This is a genomic window from Halobacillus seohaensis (genome assembly GCF_042663045.1).
GTDB lineage: Bacteria > Bacillota > Bacilli > Bacillales > Halobacillaceae > Halobacillus_A > Halobacillus_A seohaensis.
In genome coordinates, this window is record NZ_JBHSZV010000025.1 from 217,226 (window position 1) to 235,397 (window position 18,172).

General features: G+C 40.2%; 19 protein-coding genes and 1 pseudogene. 7 read left to right on the forward strand and 13 right to left on the reverse strand.

Annotation, left to right across the window (positions count from 1 at the left end; translation table 11 throughout):
* Positions 1–39: 39 nt before the first annotated feature.
* The 3 genes from ACFQIC_RS10560 to speE form a co-directional block, all read right to left on the reverse strand.
* Positions 40–486: a hypothetical protein gene (locus ACFQIC_RS10560; RefSeq protein WP_204708220.1), complete on the reverse strand. Its 447-nt coding sequence runs from the start codon at positions 484–486 to the stop codon at positions 40–42.
* Between the two features lie 211 nt (positions 487–697).
* Positions 698–1,570: an agmatinase gene (gene speB / locus ACFQIC_RS10565; RefSeq protein WP_204708221.1), complete on the reverse strand. Its 873-nt coding sequence runs from the start codon at positions 1,568–1,570 to the stop codon at positions 698–700.
* A 69-nt stretch (positions 1,571–1,639) separates the two neighbouring features.
* Positions 1,640–2,467: a spermidine synthase gene (gene speE / locus ACFQIC_RS10570; protein WP_204708222.1), complete on the reverse strand. Its 828-nt coding sequence runs from the start codon at positions 2,465–2,467 to the stop codon at positions 1,640–1,642.
* Positions 2,468–2,610: 143 nt separating this feature from the next.
* Between speE and ACFQIC_RS10575 the strand changes: the two genes are divergently transcribed.
* Positions 2,611–4,671: a transglycosylase domain-containing protein gene (locus ACFQIC_RS10575; protein ID WP_204708223.1), complete on the forward strand. Its 2,061-nt coding sequence runs from the start codon at positions 2,611–2,613 to the stop codon at positions 4,669–4,671.
* Positions 4,672–4,895: 224 nt separating this feature from the next.
* Here ACFQIC_RS10575 and ACFQIC_RS10580 read toward each other — a convergent pair whose 3' ends face one another.
* Both ACFQIC_RS10580 and ACFQIC_RS10585 read right to left on the reverse strand, forming a co-directional pair.
* Positions 4,896–5,237: a YolD-like family protein gene (locus tag ACFQIC_RS10580; RefSeq protein ID WP_204708224.1), complete on the reverse strand. Its 342-nt coding sequence runs from the start codon at positions 5,235–5,237 to the stop codon at positions 4,896–4,898.
* A 136-nt stretch (positions 5,238–5,373) separates the two neighbouring features.
* Entirely contained in the window at positions 5,374–5,907 is a 534-nt protein-coding gene (locus tag ACFQIC_RS10585; protein ID WP_204708225.1) for a YwhD family protein, read from the reverse strand.
* A gap of 170 nt (positions 5,908–6,077) precedes the next feature.
* Here ACFQIC_RS10585 and ACFQIC_RS10590 point away from each other — a divergent pair.
* Positions 6,078–6,260: pseudogene (locus ACFQIC_RS10590) on the forward strand (2-hydroxymuconate tautomerase).
* Between the two features lie 306 nt (positions 6,261–6,566).
* Here the strand turns inward: ACFQIC_RS10590 and ACFQIC_RS10595 are convergent.
* The 3 genes from ACFQIC_RS10595 to ACFQIC_RS10605 all read right to left on the reverse strand — a co-directional run bounded on the left by ACFQIC_RS10595 (position 6,567) and on the right by ACFQIC_RS10605 (position 10,472).
* On the reverse strand, positions 6,567–8,540 hold the full coding sequence (locus tag ACFQIC_RS10595; protein WP_390217086.1) for an ABC transporter permease subunit: 1,974 nt from the start codon (positions 8,538–8,540) through the stop codon (positions 6,567–6,569).
* A gap of 121 nt (positions 8,541–8,661) precedes the next feature.
* Positions 8,662–9,162: a YwgA family protein gene (locus ACFQIC_RS10600; RefSeq protein WP_204708227.1), complete on the reverse strand. Its 501-nt coding sequence runs from the start codon at positions 9,160–9,162 to the stop codon at positions 8,662–8,664.
* Positions 9,163–9,176: 14 nt separating this feature from the next.
* Positions 9,177–10,472, reverse strand: coding sequence for an HD domain-containing protein (locus ACFQIC_RS10605; RefSeq protein WP_204708228.1), 1,296 nt, complete (start codon positions 10,470–10,472; stop codon positions 9,177–9,179).
* A 153-nt stretch (positions 10,473–10,625) separates the two neighbouring features.
* Between ACFQIC_RS10605 and lipL the strand changes: the two genes are divergently transcribed.
* Positions 10,626–11,471: an octanoyl-[GcvH]:protein N-octanoyltransferase gene (gene lipL, locus ACFQIC_RS10610; RefSeq protein WP_204708229.1), complete on the forward strand. Its 846-nt coding sequence runs from the start codon at positions 10,626–10,628 to the stop codon at positions 11,469–11,471.
* A gap of 125 nt (positions 11,472–11,596) precedes the next feature.
* On the opposite strand, the gene pta is transcribed toward lipL, so the two are convergent.
* Positions 11,597–12,568 carry a phosphate acetyltransferase gene (gene pta / locus ACFQIC_RS10615; protein WP_204708230.1) on the reverse strand — a complete coding sequence of 324 codons (972 nt, stop codon included), beginning with the start codon at positions 12,566–12,568 and terminating at the stop codon, positions 11,597–11,599.
* Positions 12,569–12,799: 231 nt separating this feature from the next.
* On the opposite strand from pta, the gene hemQ reads away from it, so the two are divergent.
* The 4 genes from hemQ (at position 12,800) to ACFQIC_RS10635 (ending at position 15,314) form a co-directional block, all read left to right on the forward strand.
* On the forward strand, positions 12,800–13,537 hold the full coding sequence (gene hemQ / locus ACFQIC_RS10620) for a hydrogen peroxide-dependent heme synthase (protein ID WP_204708231.1): 738 nt from the start codon (positions 12,800–12,802) through the stop codon (positions 13,535–13,537).
* Positions 13,538–14,052: 515 nt separating this feature from the next.
* Positions 14,053–14,475 (forward strand): cell wall hydrolase, encoded by a 423-nt coding sequence (locus ACFQIC_RS10625; protein WP_204708232.1) that lies wholly within the window; start codon positions 14,053–14,055, stop codon positions 14,473–14,475.
* A gap of 39 nt (positions 14,476–14,514) precedes the next feature.
* Positions 14,515–15,012, forward strand: coding sequence for a spore coat protein GerQ (gene gerQ, locus ACFQIC_RS10630; protein WP_390217087.1), 498 nt, complete (start codon positions 14,515–14,517; stop codon positions 15,010–15,012).
* A 53-nt stretch (positions 15,013–15,065) separates the two neighbouring features.
* Complete coding sequence (locus tag ACFQIC_RS10635) at positions 15,066–15,314, forward strand: hypothetical protein (protein WP_204708233.1); 249 nt, start codon at positions 15,066–15,068, stop codon at positions 15,312–15,314.
* Here ACFQIC_RS10635 and ACFQIC_RS10640 read toward each other — a convergent pair.
* The 4 genes from ACFQIC_RS10640 to ACFQIC_RS10655 all read right to left on the reverse strand — a co-directional run bounded on the left by ACFQIC_RS10640 (position 15,311) and on the right by ACFQIC_RS10655 (position 17,915).
* Positions 15,311–15,679, reverse strand: a complete 369-nt coding sequence (locus ACFQIC_RS10640) for a DUF423 domain-containing protein (protein ID WP_204708234.1) — start codon at positions 15,677–15,679, stop codon at positions 15,311–15,313. The two genes, ACFQIC_RS10635 and ACFQIC_RS10640, sit on opposite strands and share 4 nt — an antisense overlap.
* A gap of 16 nt (positions 15,680–15,695) precedes the next feature.
* The gene (locus tag ACFQIC_RS10645) at positions 15,696–15,998 is read right to left on the reverse strand and encodes a YwdI family protein (protein WP_204708235.1); all 303 of its coding nucleotides are present in this window, start codon (positions 15,996–15,998) and stop codon (positions 15,696–15,698) included.
* A gap of 173 nt (positions 15,999–16,171) precedes the next feature.
* Positions 16,172–16,474 (reverse strand): DUF5316 family protein, encoded by a 303-nt coding sequence (locus tag ACFQIC_RS10650; RefSeq protein WP_204708236.1) that lies wholly within the window; start codon positions 16,472–16,474, stop codon positions 16,172–16,174.
* A 103-nt stretch (positions 16,475–16,577) separates the two neighbouring features.
* Positions 16,578–17,915 (reverse strand): sodium-dependent transporter, encoded by a 1,338-nt coding sequence (locus ACFQIC_RS10655; protein WP_204708237.1) that lies wholly within the window; start codon positions 17,913–17,915, stop codon positions 16,578–16,580.
* Positions 17,916–18,172 lie beyond the last annotated feature (257 nt).

Here is an 18,172-nt window from a genome sequence, read left to right on the forward strand (position 1 = left end):
CTTTACATTATAAAAACTCATAGGCAAAAACTCAAGTTTCTAGTCAAGCACTGCCTTTACATATTGATCGACGGCACTTATTTCCGTTACGTAAGCTGGGACCGTTACAATCAAGTAAATCGTTATAATAGCAACACTTAGTCCAACAAACCATTTGTAAGGAAGGACATTTTTAAATGGCCGTGAGTTCTTAAAAATGGAAAATAAAATCAGCGGGAAAAATAAGGCCATCACAATCAAATCTTGTTTCCAATGGGTCTGAACATTCCCAACTGCTACTTGTAAAAGGAGAACGTCTGACATATTTTCAGTAATGTTTACATTATTTTCATTCGTATCCAACAGACCTTCCTTAATTATCAGAGTTGGATGATCAACTTCATAACTATAGCCTGAAGGATTCCAACTATATTGGAACGTTAGGAATAGCAAACTGGCCATAAAGATGGCATAGATTGCTGTGAATCCTAAGATTTTTTTATTCATAAAGATAGTATCTCCTTTTTGCTAGGTTCGAGTTGGTTAGGTCTAGGATTTCATCTTGTTAGGAAAAATTTCTTTATCCGAGTCGGATCACAATCCTCCCAACCAATAAACAAGAAAAATCCGCTACTTGTAAGCAACGGATTCATTCTATCATTTACCCTTCTTTAACGGAACAGTAAGCCCCTGTTCCTTGTAGGGGGTTATGCTAGATTTACTTTACAAATCCTAAAAGCATCTCTCGGATAAATTTACTGGCAGCGATCGACGTTTGTTCCGTAGGATCGTAGGCAGGTGCCACTTCAACAAGGTCACAGCCCACAACATTAACGTTAGATTGAGCAACTTCGTGAATAGACATGAGCAACTCTTTTGATGAGATGCCTCCTGACTCAGCTGTTCCCGTGCCTGGCGCGTAGGCAGGGTCGAGCACATCAATGTCAATCGTGACGTAGACGTTTTCACCCGCGAGTTCAGGCAGGACTCGTTGTAATGGCTTGAGTACTTCGTATCGGTACATGTTCATGCCGCTTTCGTTAGCATACTGAAATTCTTCGCGCATGCCGGAGCGAATGCCGAACGAATAGACATTTTCAGGACCAAGTAATTCGCACGCTTTTCGAATCGGGGTGGAGTGGGATAGAGTTTCTCCCTCGTACTCCTCCCTAAGGTCGGCATGGGCATCTATATGGATAATCTTGACGTTCGATAGCGTTTCATGAAACGCCTTAATGACCGGCCAACTGACCAAGTGCTCTCCACCCAATCCAATCGGAAACTTTCCTTTTTCCAAAAGTTCTTTGATGTAGTCTTCGATGATGTCGATGCTTTTCTGTGCGTTGCCAAATGGAAACATTAGGTCGCCGGCGTCGTGGTAAGCGACTTCTTCGAGATGGCGGTCGAGATATGGGCTGTATTCCTCAAGTCCGACCGATGCTTCTCGGATTCGGTTCGGGCCAAATCGGGATCCGGGGCGGAAGCTTGCAGTGTAGTCCATTGGCATCCCGTAGATTACAGCATTTGCTTCGTCTTCGGTGGCGCGGCTCATAATGAACACTTTTCCTGAATAAGATTCATCAAATCGCATCGGATATTCTCCTTTCACTGTTTTGAATTGAGTGGTACCAGGTACCACTCAATTCCCGAACAATTCAAATTATTCTATTATCTCTTTCACGAACTTCGGTAAAGCGAAGCAGGCGTTGTGCAGTTCGCTTGTATAGTATTTGGTTTTGATATTTGTGAAACGTTCGACCGGGATCCGTTGCGGGTGATAGATTTTGCTCCCCATTGTAAAGGTCCACAGTCCGCTCGGATAGGTTGGAATGTTGGCTGTATACACTTTTGTGATCGGGAATGTTTCTTTTACATCGGCATGCACTTGACGAACGAGTTCTGATTTAAACCAAGGATTGTCTGTTTGAGCTACTAAGATGCCATCTTCCTTTAATGCCTTGGCGATGCCTTCATAGAATCCTTTGGAAAAGAGGCTTACTGCAGGCCCAACCGGTTCGGTTGAATCCACCATGATGACATCATATTCGCGTTTACTTTTAGCAATATGCATGAAGCCGTCATCTACTTGTACATCGACACGGGGATCTTCAAGAGCGCCTGAGATCGCCGGCAGGTACTGTTTGGAATATTCGATAACCTTTCCATCAATTTCAACGAGCACTGCTTTTTCTACGCTTTCATGTTTGAGCACTTCACGAATAACCCCTCCGTCTCCTCCTCCAACAACAAGTACTTTCTTCGGGCTTGGGTGCGTAAACAATGGAACGTGTGCGAGCATTTCGTGATACACGAATTCATCTTTTTCGGTGGTCATAACCATATCATCGAGGACAAGCATGTTGCCCCACTCTTCTGTCTCGAGCATTTCTAAATCTTGAAAATCCGTTCTCTCTTTATGCAAAGACCGTTTTACTTTTGCGGTAATGCCAAAGTTTTCGGTTTGTTTTTCTGTAAACCATGTAGCCATAAAGTTGGTCTCCTTTCGACACGTTTAAACAATGAAATTATAGAGGAATCTATGGAAAAAGCAAGGGAATGTTTGATGAATGTTTAATTTTTCTATCTTTTTCCCATAATAGTAGTAATTATAACAGGTGGGAGAATGGGAGAATGCTATTATTTATTCGATTAACCTGGAAATGGCTGCGAAGAGGATTCAAAGCAGCAGCAGCTTGTGGAATAGTTGGCATAATTGTAGTTCTTGGGATCCTTGCCTATGCGATTACTCTTGGCCCCCCTTCCCTGTCAACTTCACAAAACACATTGTTCTATCAAGCAGACGGAGGAGTCATAGAAGGTCACGATGTAGGGGAAGATCGCTACTGGATCAGTATTGACGAAATGCCTGAGGAAGTAATCAATGCCACACTTGCGATTGAGGACCATCGTTTTTATAGCCATTTTGGATTTGATATAAAGCGAATAGGGTCTGCCGTTTTGACCGATTTAAAGGCGATGGAAATGGTGGAAGGCGCCAGTACAATTACCCAGCAATACGCACGGAATTTGTATTTAACTCATGAAAAAACGTGGACTAGGAAGATAAAGGAAGCCTTTTTTGCGATTCGTTTGGAAATTTTTTATGAAAAAGATGAAATTCTCGAAGGTTACTTAAACACAATCTATTACGGACACGGAGCTTACGGAATTGAATCAGCTAGTCGGTACTTTTTTAATAAAAATTCTGATGAGTTAACGCTTTCGGAGGCGACTATGCTTGCTGGGATACCTAAGGGTCCGAGTTACTATTCACCGCTTGCTGATGAGGACAATGCTGAAACTCGCCAGGAAAGAATTTTAACGCGGATGAATGACTTAAAGTATATTACGAATTCTGAGAAAAATGAAGCCGTGACTGCATCGCTTGATTACTATGATCACTCAGAGGAAAACGCTAAAGCAGTGGCTCCCTTCTTTCAAGATGAAGTAGTTAATGAAGCTGCTCGTTTGCTAGATACAGATAGGGAATCAATTGAGTCTGGCGGTTTTCGTATTTATACGACTTTAAATGAGGAACATCAAGCTAAGCTTGAGCGGGCTCTTACAGAGGAATTTAATCAGGAAACTGAAATTGAGACAGCTGCTGTCGTAATGGACAATGATACCGGCGCTGTAACAGCTATGGCTGGAGGGCGTGATTATGCAAAAAGTCCTTTCAACCGCGTGACCCAGGCGAAACGAATGGTCGGATCAGCGATCAAGCCATTTTTGTATTACACAGCTTTAAAAAATAATTATACGCCATTAACGATGTTAGAAAGTAAACCGACGTCATTTGAGATCGAGGAAGGGAAAATATATAGTCCGAGCAACTACAACAATTATTATGCTGATCAAGAGATTACGATGGCTCAAGCACTCGCCCTTTCCGACAACATTTATGCAGTGCAAACAAATGTAGACCTGGGCCCGGAGAAACTAGTCGACACGCTTCGCGAATTTGGATTTGACGGAAATTTACCTGCTGTCCCCTCTCTCGCATTAGGGACAGCCTCTATCTCTCTTTATGATATGGTTGACGGTTATTCTCGTTTAATCAGTGGGTCCAAGAACGTTCAGAAACATACGATCACGAAAATCACCGACCACCGTGATCATACTTTATATGAATATGAGCCTGTTAGTAACGAGGACAAGGATAATAAACCAATTGATAAGGAAGCTGCTTTTTCCATAACCCAAATGATGACAGGTATTTTTGATCCTGCTTTAAACGGCTATACGAGTGTAACGGGGTCAAGTATCGCTGATGAGTTGACTCGTATGTATGGCGGAAAATCAGGAACGACGGATTTCGATAGCTGGATGATTGGCTTTAGTCCGCAGTACGTAATGGGTGTATGGACCGGATATGATGATAACCGTAAGATCACGAAAGCGAGGGATCACCAATATTCCAAGGAAGTATGGGCGAATTCAATGGAACAGATCCACGAGCCTTTGGCTATTTCCGCCTTCACCCCTCCCCCTGGTCTAAAGGGAGTTTACATTAACCCAGCATCCGGAAAGCTTTCCGGACCTGCTTGTCCGAAGGAGCGTCTCGTTTACATGTCTAAAGATGATATACCTAAGGAAACGTGTGAAGGGGAGGAAGACTCTGATATTGAAGAAATTGAAAAAGAATTGCAGGAGGACCCATGGTATAAGAGTGTTGTAGACTGGTTCTGGTAAACATCAGTTCTCGGACATTTGTTCTGTTTGTTAATAGATTCTTCTATTTCGGATCAAACCTTAAAAAAATATAAAGAAAACGACCGGCAATTGACCGGTCGTTTTCTTCGTCCTAGCATACATGTATATCCATGTGTTCCTTAATATTATTACCCTTAAAGCTCTTTAGTCAAGAATTGCCACCCTGAAATTTAATGAACATTTTGTGAACACACCTTATGCACTTATACAATCACAATATCTGTGATATCATCCAATTGAAACGTAACCTCTTCTTTTAAACTCTTATCGAAGGCGTAAATCTTTCGCTCTAGTTTATTGACACGATTAATTTTCAATCGCCATTCCTCATAATCGAAACCATTGTGCACACGTACATCTACCGTCAATTCATCGTGTAGTGCCCGTTGCAAAATAAAATCGATTTCCGCAGCCTTTTGCTCATCAAGAACTCCTTTTTCTACCCGTTTATCCTCTTTCCATACTTTCTTAATCATCTCTACATGCTCAGGCAGCATAAGGGAAGTCCATTTGATCGTACCTCGATCTCGTTTGTGATTATCCATTATTATCACCCTTCCGAAACGAACGTTTGTTCCTATTTCAACATACAACTTTATCTCCTACACTGTTATTTTTGGGAAATTGAGAGCTGAAAATCAGTAAAGAGCGTCTCCTCTAATTAGAGGAGACGCTCTTGGTTTATTTTATCTCTAAACTGTCTTTAAGTTCTTGATTGGTATTCTCCCAAAGTTCAGCTTTGAAATTGCGTAAGTAATCACTTAAAATTTGCTTGGACTTATCGTCCATGTGATCTACTGCGAATCGTCCTTTTAACGATTTATCCATATGATTCACATGTTCTGGCAGCAATTTATAACCACGTCTAATTTCACGGTCAACGACGACTTCACTTCCAGCTACTCCATAATAGCAAGGATTGCCTCCACGATAATCAACTGTTATCCAAACGATCCAGTAAAGTTTACCGTTTTCTACTTGCGAGCGATCAGTCGAGAAACGAATTCGTTTTTCTACAGCACTTCTAGCATGAAGAGCTCCCATATCAACAAAAGCTTCTTCTTTATTAGGATCGATAATGACCGGCGTCATATTTTCAAGACTGATAGAACCGACACCATAGCCTCCGTGCCCATCAGTGGCATCATCCTTTAAAATTGTAAATTGGTTTTTCTTTTTATCAGTGCCTTCTTCTTTATTATTAAATTCACTCATCTTGAATTGCCCCTCCTTTTAAGGTGGTTATTAATTTCATTCTAACATAGAATTTCTGCTTATTTCAGATCATAGCCCTACAACTTTTTCAAGAAAAAGCAGGAAATTCTCATTTAAAAGCGAAACGTATACTGGTGAGATATATTATAAGATTAAAGGAGAGATCGTGTATGCCAATCGTAACGGTTCAAATGATTGAAGGGCGCACAGACTAACAAAAGAAAGCGTTAGTCGAAAGTGTAACGAACTCTGTAACAGAGAATACAGGCGCACCCAAAGAAGCGGTAACAGTCGTGATTGAAGAAATGAATAAACAAAATTATGGTGTCGCAGGTAAACGCCTCATTGATTAATTAAGGAATGCGCCCTCAAGTTGAATTTCGCTTGAGGTTTTTTTAATGTTGTACCAAACGAACTCCACCCCACCATCCTCCCCTTTTGCTACCCTTAATCAAACGTTTGTTTAAGACTTCAAACTCCCCTCGCAACAAGGAAAGCAATCGTGAAATACTTCTGTCATCACTCCGTTCTCTGATAGTCTGGAGTAACAATCACTCCCATATCCGCTTTTTGATGACAAAAGCTCACTTTATAATATAAAAAACGAAAAAACAGATCACTTCACTTAACCGACTTTCAATCACCTAAGACAAATGTCCTCACTTCCATTCATTTATTTCCTTATTAGTAAAAATAAATTCTTCGCGCGAAGGATTCTCACGATCTACTGGTTTGATGCTTGTCTTCGGTTTTCTTAAAAGGCGCTGTAACCACGATTTCTGCTCGATCGGAACACCGACCCGTTGCTGCTGTACTTCTTTAATCCCTTGGATGATCAGCTGCATCGATAGAATCAGTACCATAAAACCAATTAATGGCGGTATGATGTACCACCAACGCCCGGTCATCAACGCATCCTTTGAAGCCCCAATCATCCCTGACCACTCATACGTCGTGGACTGAGGAGGATCTGCTTGCATGGGTGCATAAGACATTTTAGTACCTCCAAAATAAATACTAAAAACGCCTAGATGGATAAAAATCAACAATGTTTGAATGAATTGCTGCCCGAAAACAATGCCTGTTCGTGCACTTAAATGCGGCATCAAATGACGCCACAATAAGTGTACAGAACTTCCTCCCAGAACTTTTGTACTTAACACAAACTCTTCCTTCTTAAGAAGCTTCATTTCATTTCCAAATAGGATAACGAGCAGTGGCACAGCTAATATAGTAAGAATAATGCCTTGGTAGAGAATCCGTTCCATTTCAGTCGTAGCAAACCCACCCTGCGGCATGATTAGCACAGGAGTCAACAATAAGTAAGCAATGATCGTCATCGGCAAAAAGTGCATACCATCTATCATTTTATCAAAGACTCTTTGTAGACGTCGCGACAAAAAGAAGGCGTATGGAATGGCTAATAAAAAACCAAGCATCACCCGTAGAAACGCAATGGACACGGCAAATAAAATTGTATACTTAGCTCCTACTAACAATTGATCCATAATACTAAAGCCAAGCCGATCTGTTCCTAGGAAAACATATTCAGGTGTATGCGGAGGGGCACTTGCTAATACCCCCTCATTGTCATAGATAAGATTGTATTTCTCTACTAAAGGATCAGCTATAAGTGTATAAATAATACTAATAGCTGTTATACAAAATATAATTGCGAACCCGATCAGAAACTTACTATTCTTAAAATGGACACCGATTGCTTTGGACGCTTGTTTAATCCAGCCCCGATTGTTCTTTAATGAGCGAGACCCTATAAAGCTATTCATCTTCATATTGGTTTCTTCAGCCACTTTATTTTCTCTAAAAATAAACATCTCGGTTCCTTGGTACAGAATATAAAATGGAGTAAACAACATGGTAAGAATTAACACAGTAACGATCGGTGTGTACCCTTCAATGAAAGCATTGGTGATTCCATTAATGTTAAATATGTATTCAATCATCAATAAGCTCGAAAGTGCTCCCCAAATGATCAGCTTTGAGTGGTAAAATGTGCTTTTCACGATGTTACGCCATACATGTATATTCAAAATAAACGAACGCACCATCCCTTTACTTTTAGCCATATCGACATATGATTTCGTCATTTCTTCATCTACTTGAACAAGGATGATTTTATATAATGTCACGGTTGGCAAGACAGCCAGCGCTAGCATCGGAAGCGCATAAATCCGCTCTCCTCCCACTGTGACGAAATCCATTAACAAAATCTCACTTTGTTTGTAAAACCAAACAATAAATAGCTGAATACAGAAAGCCAACAACAAATCCGGTACAGATTCCAAAATATTAACCAAGCGCATAACGATTTGTTTTAAAAATCGGGGCAAGAAAAAAGTAACCAATGCAAGTAAAAAAGCAATAAGCACTGCCCCCACCATCGATCCAAAAAAGATGGTCATTGAATAAAAATAAGGATCCCATAAATGTTCTAAAAAAGGAACAGCATTTCCTTTATATTGGTAGGTCCACTCACCGAAATCAGTTATCGACTTCACCAACCCCGAGAGTTCATTTACATAACTCCCCAAACTAAAATAGGTTCCATTCCTAAATAAAGCCGGCGAAGCACTAATTAGAAAAATTCCACACAGACCGAGAATGTAATACATCACGAACCTGATTACTCTCATTCCGCACTCCCCCGTCATTTCCTTGAAAATTATCTCACTTTCCCAGAAAAAAAGTAAAAAAAGATATACTGAATGTCAGCATATCTTACTATTTTTTATATTAATGAATGCCTCGTAACTTCTCAATAAACTCCCAAGCCTCTTCCATATCATCTTCTGAATAATTTTGCTTACTTTTCACTGAAAATACTTTTTCAATAACTTCAGATTTAGGAAGATGTTCAAAAAAAAGCATAGTAGATGCAAGCTCAAGGAAACGGGAACTTTTCCCATTCATCATATCAATATGATCGTTTAATGACGGCAAGGATTCCTCGTAATGCTCCATAAATTCTCGCCCGGAATCCGTCACCTCATAGCGATACTGATAATAATTTTTCTTCTCTTCCATTGTTTCACTTATAAATCCAAGGTTACACATTTCTTCTATTCGGAGCGTCAATTCTTCAGAATACGGTCCGTAAAAATGAAATTGATAGCGTTCTTCAAATGGAACATCACACTTTTTCAAAATGTATATCATTTTTTGTAATCTCTTTCTGCCTACGATTCCTTCAGAGCTTGAGAAGAATTGCATGAGTTTGGCATGATTCTCCAACATGACATCTCCACTCCTTATCCATACAAAATTTCCATAATCCGTTTCTTGGTTTTACTTCGACTGGACATCCCTTCAAGGACGTCTAAAGGTATATATAATTTATGATCGGTGCGCTTTTTCCCAGAAATTGATTCCACAATTTCGGAGAGGCGTGACAATTCTTTTAATTCCTGATTCGGTTTTAGAAGATGAATAGGTAAACGTTCCCCTTCTTCACCTGGTCGATAAAAATCATAGGGTAAATCTGAACTAGAGTCGACCACTAAATAATAGTCGGGATTTAACCCTGCTTTTTGAAAGAGCTTATATAGCTCCATCCATTCAGACATTTGCGAGTTCGGATTAAACTCTATGTATTTAAACAAGCGGCGATTGACGAAACGATCGCAAAGATCAGAAAGAATCTCATCATCTTCCTGCATCCACATTTGAAAATAATAAAGCGTAATGGACTCATCCAGCCCCAAATACTCACTCAGCGTTGGCTTCTTTTTGAAAAAGGATAAAAAGTGCGTTGGCTCAAGTTTGAAATTATACCCTTCTTCATAAAGTTGTTTCGCACGATGGAGGATTTTTGATAAAATGACTTCTGCACTTCGAGTAACCGGGTGGAAGTACACTTGCCAGTACATTTGGTATCTACTCATAATATAATCCTCAACCGCATGCATGCCGCTTTCTTTAATCACCACCTGGTCTTCCATAGGTCGCATCACTCTTAATATCCGCTCCATATCAAAATGGCCATAACTTACTCCGGTAAAATAAGCATCCCGCTGCAAATAATCCATGCGATCGGCGTCAATTTGACTGGAAATCAAGCTGACTACTAGCTTATTTTTGTACGTTTTATTAATCACATCGGCCACTTTTTTCGGAAAGCCCTTTTCAACCCTCGAAAGTACTTCATTTACTTTCGTATCACCAAGTAAAATCTGTTGCGTAAAGTCTTCATGATCAAGCTTGAATACTTTTTCAAACGAATGAGAGAAGGGTCCGTGCCCAAGATCATGCAAAAGAGCTGCAGCCAAACAAAGCAAACGCTCCTCAGGATCCCAATTCGGACGATCCTTAAAATTCGTTAGAATACGGCGAACAATCTCATACACACCTAAGGAATGGCTAAAACGACTATGTTCCGCCCCATGGAAAGTCAAATACGAAGTCCCTAGCTGACGAATCCTACGTAACCGTTGAAACTCCGGCGTGCCGACTAAATCCCATATCACCCGATCCCGAACATGAATATATCGGTGTACAGGATCCTTAAACACCTTTTCTTCACTTAATTGTTCATCACGATAAGCCATCAGTTAGTCCTTTCCTCACGACATTTCTTCCTATTATATACCTTATTTCTACAGAAAAAAACACCTTTATCATTGTATGGTACCAGGTACCACACAATTCCCGCACAATTCTGTTATAATGATGCTGGCCGAATTAAAAGGAGAAAGATTTTCATGAAAAAGACGCAAAATTTATTACACCCTCATACTTACCGTTTCATCGACCAAAGCAATATGGGACCAACATTCTCAGCACTCCAGTCTTTTGCAATCGATGATGCGTTAGCTATATCCGTAGGTGAACACAAATCACCGACCACCGCCCGGCTCTGGGTACACCACAACACGATCGTGCTCGGTATTCCTGACGCCCGACTTCCCTACATCGCCGAAGCCATCGCCTATTTAAAAGAGGAAGAGTATCAAGTCGTTGTACGTAATTCAGGCGGTCTTGCCGTCGTACTAGACGAAGGTGTCCTCAATCTGTCACTGATCTTCCCAGATGCCAAAGAAGTGAACATCCACGATGGGTATGAAGCGATGGTCGAATTTATCAATCACTTATTCGCCGATCTGACCGACCAGATCGAAGCCTACGAAATCACGCAATCCTACTGCCCCGGCACCTATGACCTAAGTATTGGAGGAAAAAAGTTCGCGGGTATCTCTCAACGTCGAGTGAAACGAGGATCAGCAGTACAAATTTATTTAGACGTTTCCGGAAGCGGAGCCGAACGTGCCGCCCTGCTAAAGAACTTTTACAAAGTCGGCCTGAATAACGAACCCACCCGCTTTCAATATCCAACAATCGACCCGTCTGTTATGGCTTCACTAAACGAGCTTCTCGGTGCAAATTTAACAGTGGAAAACGTGCGCAACCGAATTTTATATCAATTGAACGATTGGTCTGATCAAATCATAGCCAATTCATTAGAAGGTGAAGAGATCGACAATTTCACGAAGCGGTTTGAACAAATGATTGTCCGCAATAAAAAAGCACTAGAGCAGATCAATGAATGATTGCTCCAGTGCTTTTTTTAGTTCTTAACCTATATTACAGTTTTTATCATTCTTTAGTGATTGAGACGAAAACAATATAAAAAAGTTCAGAGACGAGAAGGCCCCTGAACTTTCAGATGAAAAACTTATAAAGATTGAGCGGCTGTAATAATTGCAAGTTTGTACACGTCATCTGAATTACAACCACGTGATAAGTCATTTACCGGCTGGTTCAGACCTTGTAAAACAGGTCCAACCGCATCAAAGTTCCCTAGACGCTGAGCGATTTTATAGCCAATGTTTCCTGCCTCAAGACTAGGAAAGATAAAAGTATTCGCTTTCCCTTTTAATGGAGAGTTCGGCGCTTTTTTCTCTGCAACTGAAGGAACGAATGCTGCATCAAATTGGAATTCTCCATCAATGAGCAAGTCAGAATTTTGCTGCTTCGCAAGCTCAACTGCTTCGCTTACTCGTTCCGTCTCCGGAGATTTAGCTGACCCCTTAGTGGAAAAACTAAGCATAGCTACTTTTGGATCAATATCGAAAAGAGCTGCCGTATCTGCACTTGCCAATGCGATTTCCGCTAGATCCTTGCTATCAGGGGAAATGTTAATCGCGCAATCAGCGAATACATATTTCTCTTCTTCGCGAACCATAATGAAAACACCTGATGTTTTTTTAATGCCAGGTTTTGTTTTAATGATTTGCAGTGCTGGGCGTACCGTGTCAGCTGTTGAGTGAACAGCTCCACTAACAAGGCCGTCAGCTTTCCCCATATAAACAAGCATCGTACCGAAGTAGTTACCACTTTGTAAAATGTCACGAGCTTGTTCATCGGTGGCCTTTCCTTTACGACGCTCAACAAAACTTTCAACCATTTCATCTAAAGCTTCATAGTCCGCTGGATCAAGAATATCCGAAGTAGATATATCAACACCGACTTCTGTTGCTTTCTGTTCTATTTTTTCTTTATTTCCAACTAGTACAGGTGTGATTAAGCCTTCTGCACCGAGTTTACTTACAGCTGTTAAAATTCGTTCATCTAAAGCTTCAGGAAATACCACTCTCTTACTTTCACCACTCATTTTTGCTTTTAATGTATCAAATAGGTTACTCATGTTTTAACCCTCCATTTTCTTTTCTGTACTATATAATAAGACGTTTTGTGTTCAATTAAAAGTATTTCGACAGGAAAATTTTTGGTAAAGCGATTACACCTTATCTTTACCCTATTTTAATGTTCATAATACTTTCGAATTAGCAGAAATGATAATAGGGAACGACTTGTGTTATATTGAATACGGATGAAACAACTATAACACTTCATATAAAAAAGGAGCGATCACACCATGCCAGAAGCAGTAGTAACAATGGATGGATGGTATTGCCTTCACGACTTTCGCACAGTCAATTGGACTGCATGGAAACAAGCGAACAGTGAGGAACGTGAACAGGCGATTAATGAATTCCAACAGCTAATCGGAAAATGGGAAGATACAGAAAAAAGCAAGCAAGGTAGCCACGCCTTGTATACGGTAGTTGGGCAAAAAGCCGACTTCATGATGATGATCTTACGCCCGACAATGGAAGAACTAAATGAGATCGAAACAGTTTTCAATAAATCAAAACTTGCTGAATTCACTTCTAAAGAGTACTCGTACGTGTCTGTTGTTGAGTTGTCTAATTACATGGGAAATGCTGATGAAAATGACCCTGAAATTCAAGGTCGTCTAAAGCCAATCTTGCCAAAGTGGAATCATATCTGCTTTTATCCAATGGACAAGCGTCGTCAAGGGAATGATAACTGGTACGTGCTTGAAAAAGATGAGCGTGCAAAGTTAATGTACGCTCATGGTATGACAGGCCGCCAATATGCCGGTAAAATTCGTCAGTTTATCACAGGATCCATCGGCTTGGATGACTGGGAATGGGGCGTAACGCTTTTTGCCCACGACGTTCTTCAGTTTAAGAAACTTGTCTACGAAATGCGCTTTGATGAAGTCACCTCTCGCTATGGCGATTTCGGTTCTTTTTATATAGGAAATTTGTTAAAAACAGAGGAAGTTCCACAATTTTTGCATGTGTAAATGGTGAAATGCCCCGGTTAGATTCTTAAGAATCTAACCGGGGCATTTTTTATAAATATTTATCTAGCAATGAAAGCTTCTATTATTGAAGCATTTCACAAAAAGGTGAAGACATGTAAACGTTGGAAGCAGAAGATTTTTCAGCCATTTATGTTCCTGTTCAATAACAGATTAAGTACTTTGAATGATAAAAAAATATTGCGGCAACAAGAGATTAGAAAGGTTCTAGTTAAAATGAATTTGAGAAAGATCACGAAGCAGAGAAAATATACTCCCTCCGGAAAGCGAGTATATTTCCTCTGCGGCCTCTGCATAATATTCTTTTTATACAAAAGAGCCTATAAAAAGAGTTGGTGGAGTGGGAAATACACTACCACATTTGACAGAGAGCCTTTTTTTGTCCTTCGTCCTCCTTAACATTCTTCTGAGCAATATATTGACAACTTTTACTCATATCTAGAGGAGATACCTTCATATAGTGTTAGAGAGTCAGTTTTAATAAGCGAGGTGACAAGGTGGCAGTCGTTCCCTACACAGAGAAGCAACTTAAATTACTGGCACGATTAATGAGAGCGGAAGCTGAAGGAGATGGGAAACAAGGCATGTTGATGGTAGGGAATACTGGGGTCAACCGTGTTCGTGCGGACTGTATTGATTTTACAGACATCCGTTCAATTGAAGATATGGTCTATCAGAGTCCGGGTGGATTTGAAGCAACACAGAAGGGATATTTTTATCAACGTGCAAGACAGCAAGATATCGATCTCGCTCGGCGCCTTATTAACGGTGAGCGTTTTAATCCAGCTACGAACACACTTTGGTTCTTCATGCCCGAGGGAGAATGTCCAGCTACATGGTTTGACCAGCCAAACGTCGGCAGGTTTAAGTCCCATTGTTTCTACGCTCCATCTCGAGCAGACTGCCCTACTGTTTATTAATCAAATGAAGGAGTGATTAGTTTGGCAAAGTATCAAGGAATGCAAGGGATACCTCAAGGAAATATGCCTTATTATCCATATATGTACCAGTATGGACCAGCCGTTCCTGTCACAAGTAACGCGTATAATAACGGGAATAACAACGGAAACAATGGGGGTCCCGGACCTGGACCTGCCAACCAAAATGGCATGCAAGTCCCACAGATGAATAATGGAAATAATGGAAACAACGGGAATGGGATGTTACCTGAGGAAGAGTCTTATATTGAAAACATTTTGCGTTTAAACCTCGGCAAAGAAGCTACTGTTTATATGACGTTTGAAAATAATGATGAATGGAATGCAAAAGTATTCAAAGGTATCGTTGAGGCTGCCGGACGCGATCATATAATTATTAGTGACCCCCAAACAGGAAAAAGGTATCTCTTACTTATGATTTATTTAGATTACATTACCTTTGATGGGGAGATTAATTATAGTTACCCGTACAACGGAGCAACTACCAGTAATGGAATGGCTAACTATTCCCCACGTTAACCTTGCCTTTCCCTATTGTTATAAGCTTCATCCCAATTGAAAGGGGTGATCGTATGCGACATCCCTATGAACCACTAATCCAATTGCAACTAGCAACCATTTGCATTGCAGTTATACTTGCTGTAGTTGCCATTTTCAACTTAGAACACAAATGGATCATACTCATCATGTTTTACATCTTAACTATCAGCCTGCTTATTGAAAGTTTAGTTGAATATAAAAAGCAGCAACTGATTCCAAGCATAAGTCAGTTGCTGCGAGCTATTATTTTATTTATATTTACGACCATTCTTTACTTTTAAATATGTTTAACAACTGCATAACCTAACAAAATCCAGCCAATTAAAAAGGCTAATCCCCCAACCGGCGTAATCATAGCAAAGGTCTTTATCCCTGTCGGAGCGTAAATGTATAAGCTACCCGAAAATAAGATAATCCCGACTAAGAAAAACCAACCCGCTCCGGTCATAAGCCCGGTCTGGGTTTTCATCATCAATAATGCCGTTACAAAAAGCGCCATCGTGTGAAACATTTGATAGTCAACAGCCTTCTCCCATTGACTTAGACCTTTTGCTGAAACTTTCCCTTCTAATCCATGTGCTCCAAATGCCCCTAAAGCCACGGCAAGAAGACCATTCAATACACCTAATAATAAAAATAATTTCATTAGTGATTCTCACTCCTTAAAAATCAAAAATCGACTTACCATTTGCCTCATCATGTTCATCCGATTTCGTATCGGGTGATTTTTTTTGGACCGGCTCGTCACTCCCCATCATTTGTCGAATTTCCTCAACTGTAGGTTCCTGAACTGACTTTTTATCAGCTGTTCCTGTATGTTCTGCATTCTGGTCAAGTACAAGATCTGCCAATAGTCTCACAGCCCGTATATGCTCACGTACTTTGGGATCATCGCCATGATTAAGCATAGCTTCTTGTATTTCACTCGACATCTTTTTAAGTATCGTTTGATTGGAAATAGCCATTGATGTTGACTCCTTTTTAAAATGATAGCATGATTCGCAATTATCATAACACGCTGCAAGGCTGGGTGTCTTGAAAAGAGCTATTTGAAATCATAATTCGACGATAAATTGAACCTTTTGTCAAACTGCTCAACAAAAAAGACTTCTTCCATAACAAAAAGTCCGAACCGATACTATGAAGTTAACAAATATTCAACAATCAAAACAATCAACAAGACTGCATTAGGAGCACTCAACGATACTAACCGCTTGACCCATCGCCCTTTAAATTCACGATCGCGCTTCGCCTCTGTATGAAAATTCGCTCGATTTCGATCACCATTCACGTAAGCTCCTGTTAACAATCCTGATAAAAGTAAAGGAATACCTGCAGCTAGGGCAATAATCTTCAAAAACAAATTCCAATCTCCCGTTACAATACCTACGATTAATGCTATCCCCGTGATTAACGCACCTACCCCAACAAACTTCAGCACGTTATCCCTCCTTTAATCATTCTTACGTTCCAATTCCTAAAAAGTTTCATAGATAAAAAAGCAGCCCCACACGAGTTCGAGTGAGACTGCCTTTTAGTGAAGATTATAAAATCCCTAAAGCATTTAAGAATATTAATAAAATTGAAATCGGTGCTACAAACTTGATAATCACATACCACACGTTTCCTACTCGTGACCCTGTGAAGTCTGTTGCATCAAGGGCTTGTTCTTTTGTGAAATACCAGCCCACAAATAATGCCATCGACAATCCACCTAACGGCAATAGGACATTTGAAGCAATGTAATCCATCGAGTCTAAAATATTATTCTCACCGATCGGAGTAACGCCAGCCCAGATGCCAAAACCTAACGAAACGATAATTCCAAGAACGAACATGATAGCACCCGTAAGAATACTTGAGAACCGTCGAGACCAGTTAAAGATCCGCATGAAGTAAGCAGTAGGAACCTCTAAAATTGATATGGAGGAAGACAATGCTGCTAAAACCAACGCAAAAAAGAAGACTAATCCTACGATTCCACCGAAAGGAATTTGCTCGAAAATAGTCGGTAATGTAATGAACACGAGTGGTGGGCCTGAAGCTGGATCAATACCAAAAGCAAAGACAGCTGGAAAGATAACAATCCCTGAAATTATCGCGAAAAATGAATCCATTAGGCCGATTCCAATCGTAGCCCCGGGAAGTTTATGATCATTAGATAAATAACTTCCGTAAGTTAACATCGCGCCCATCCCTAAACTTAAGGAGAAAAAGGCTTGACCTAAGGCAGCAATATAAATACCTGGGTCACTGAACGCGGACCAGTCCGGGGAAAACAAGAACCTTACCCCTTCTGACGCACCTTCAAATGAAAGGCTATAAAATGCAAGAATAATTAATATAATAGCAAGTAACGGCATAAATATTTTATTAGCCGATTCAATCCCTTTTTTCACCCCGCTGACTACGATAATAATCGTTAACGTCATAAATAGGGCTACCCAAAATAAAGGTTGCCAAGAATGGGAGGTAAATTCACCGAAGGCAGCTCCATAGCCAGCCTCAGGTTGTGTAGAAAAATAACCTGTTAGGTAATTCCAAAAATAGTAAATGGACCAACCTGCCACAACACAATAAAAGCCTAAAATCAAAAAGGCACTGAATACTCCAAAAAAACCTGATAAAAACCATGGCGTGCCTGGGGCTAACTTTTTATAGGAACCGACGACATCACTTTGCGCTCTGCGTCCAATACTAACTTCTGTTAGTAATAGAGGAACCGCAATTAAAATAACGAAAAGCAAATACAACAATAAAAAGGCGCCTCCTCCATTGTTTCCTGCCACAAAAGAGAAACGCCATATGTTACCTAAGCCAACAGCTGATCCCATAGCAGCAAGCATAAAACCAAGCTTTGTACCCCACTTCTCTCTACTCATTATCTTTTCATCTCCCTTCGTTCTATTAATAAATATACATCAGCATATCACACTTTTTTATAGAAACGATATACGCTCTTAAATTTCAATATATTTACAGGTGAATACCTACTTCGAATTTTAATAATTCTTGTTCTTCATTTATTCACAAGTTTAGGATCAAATTGTAAACAATCCGTACCTGTTGTTTTTAACACCGTACTTGAAGGCATTTCTTTTCCCTTAAATCCGTATGCTTTGCACCCTCGTGGGAATTT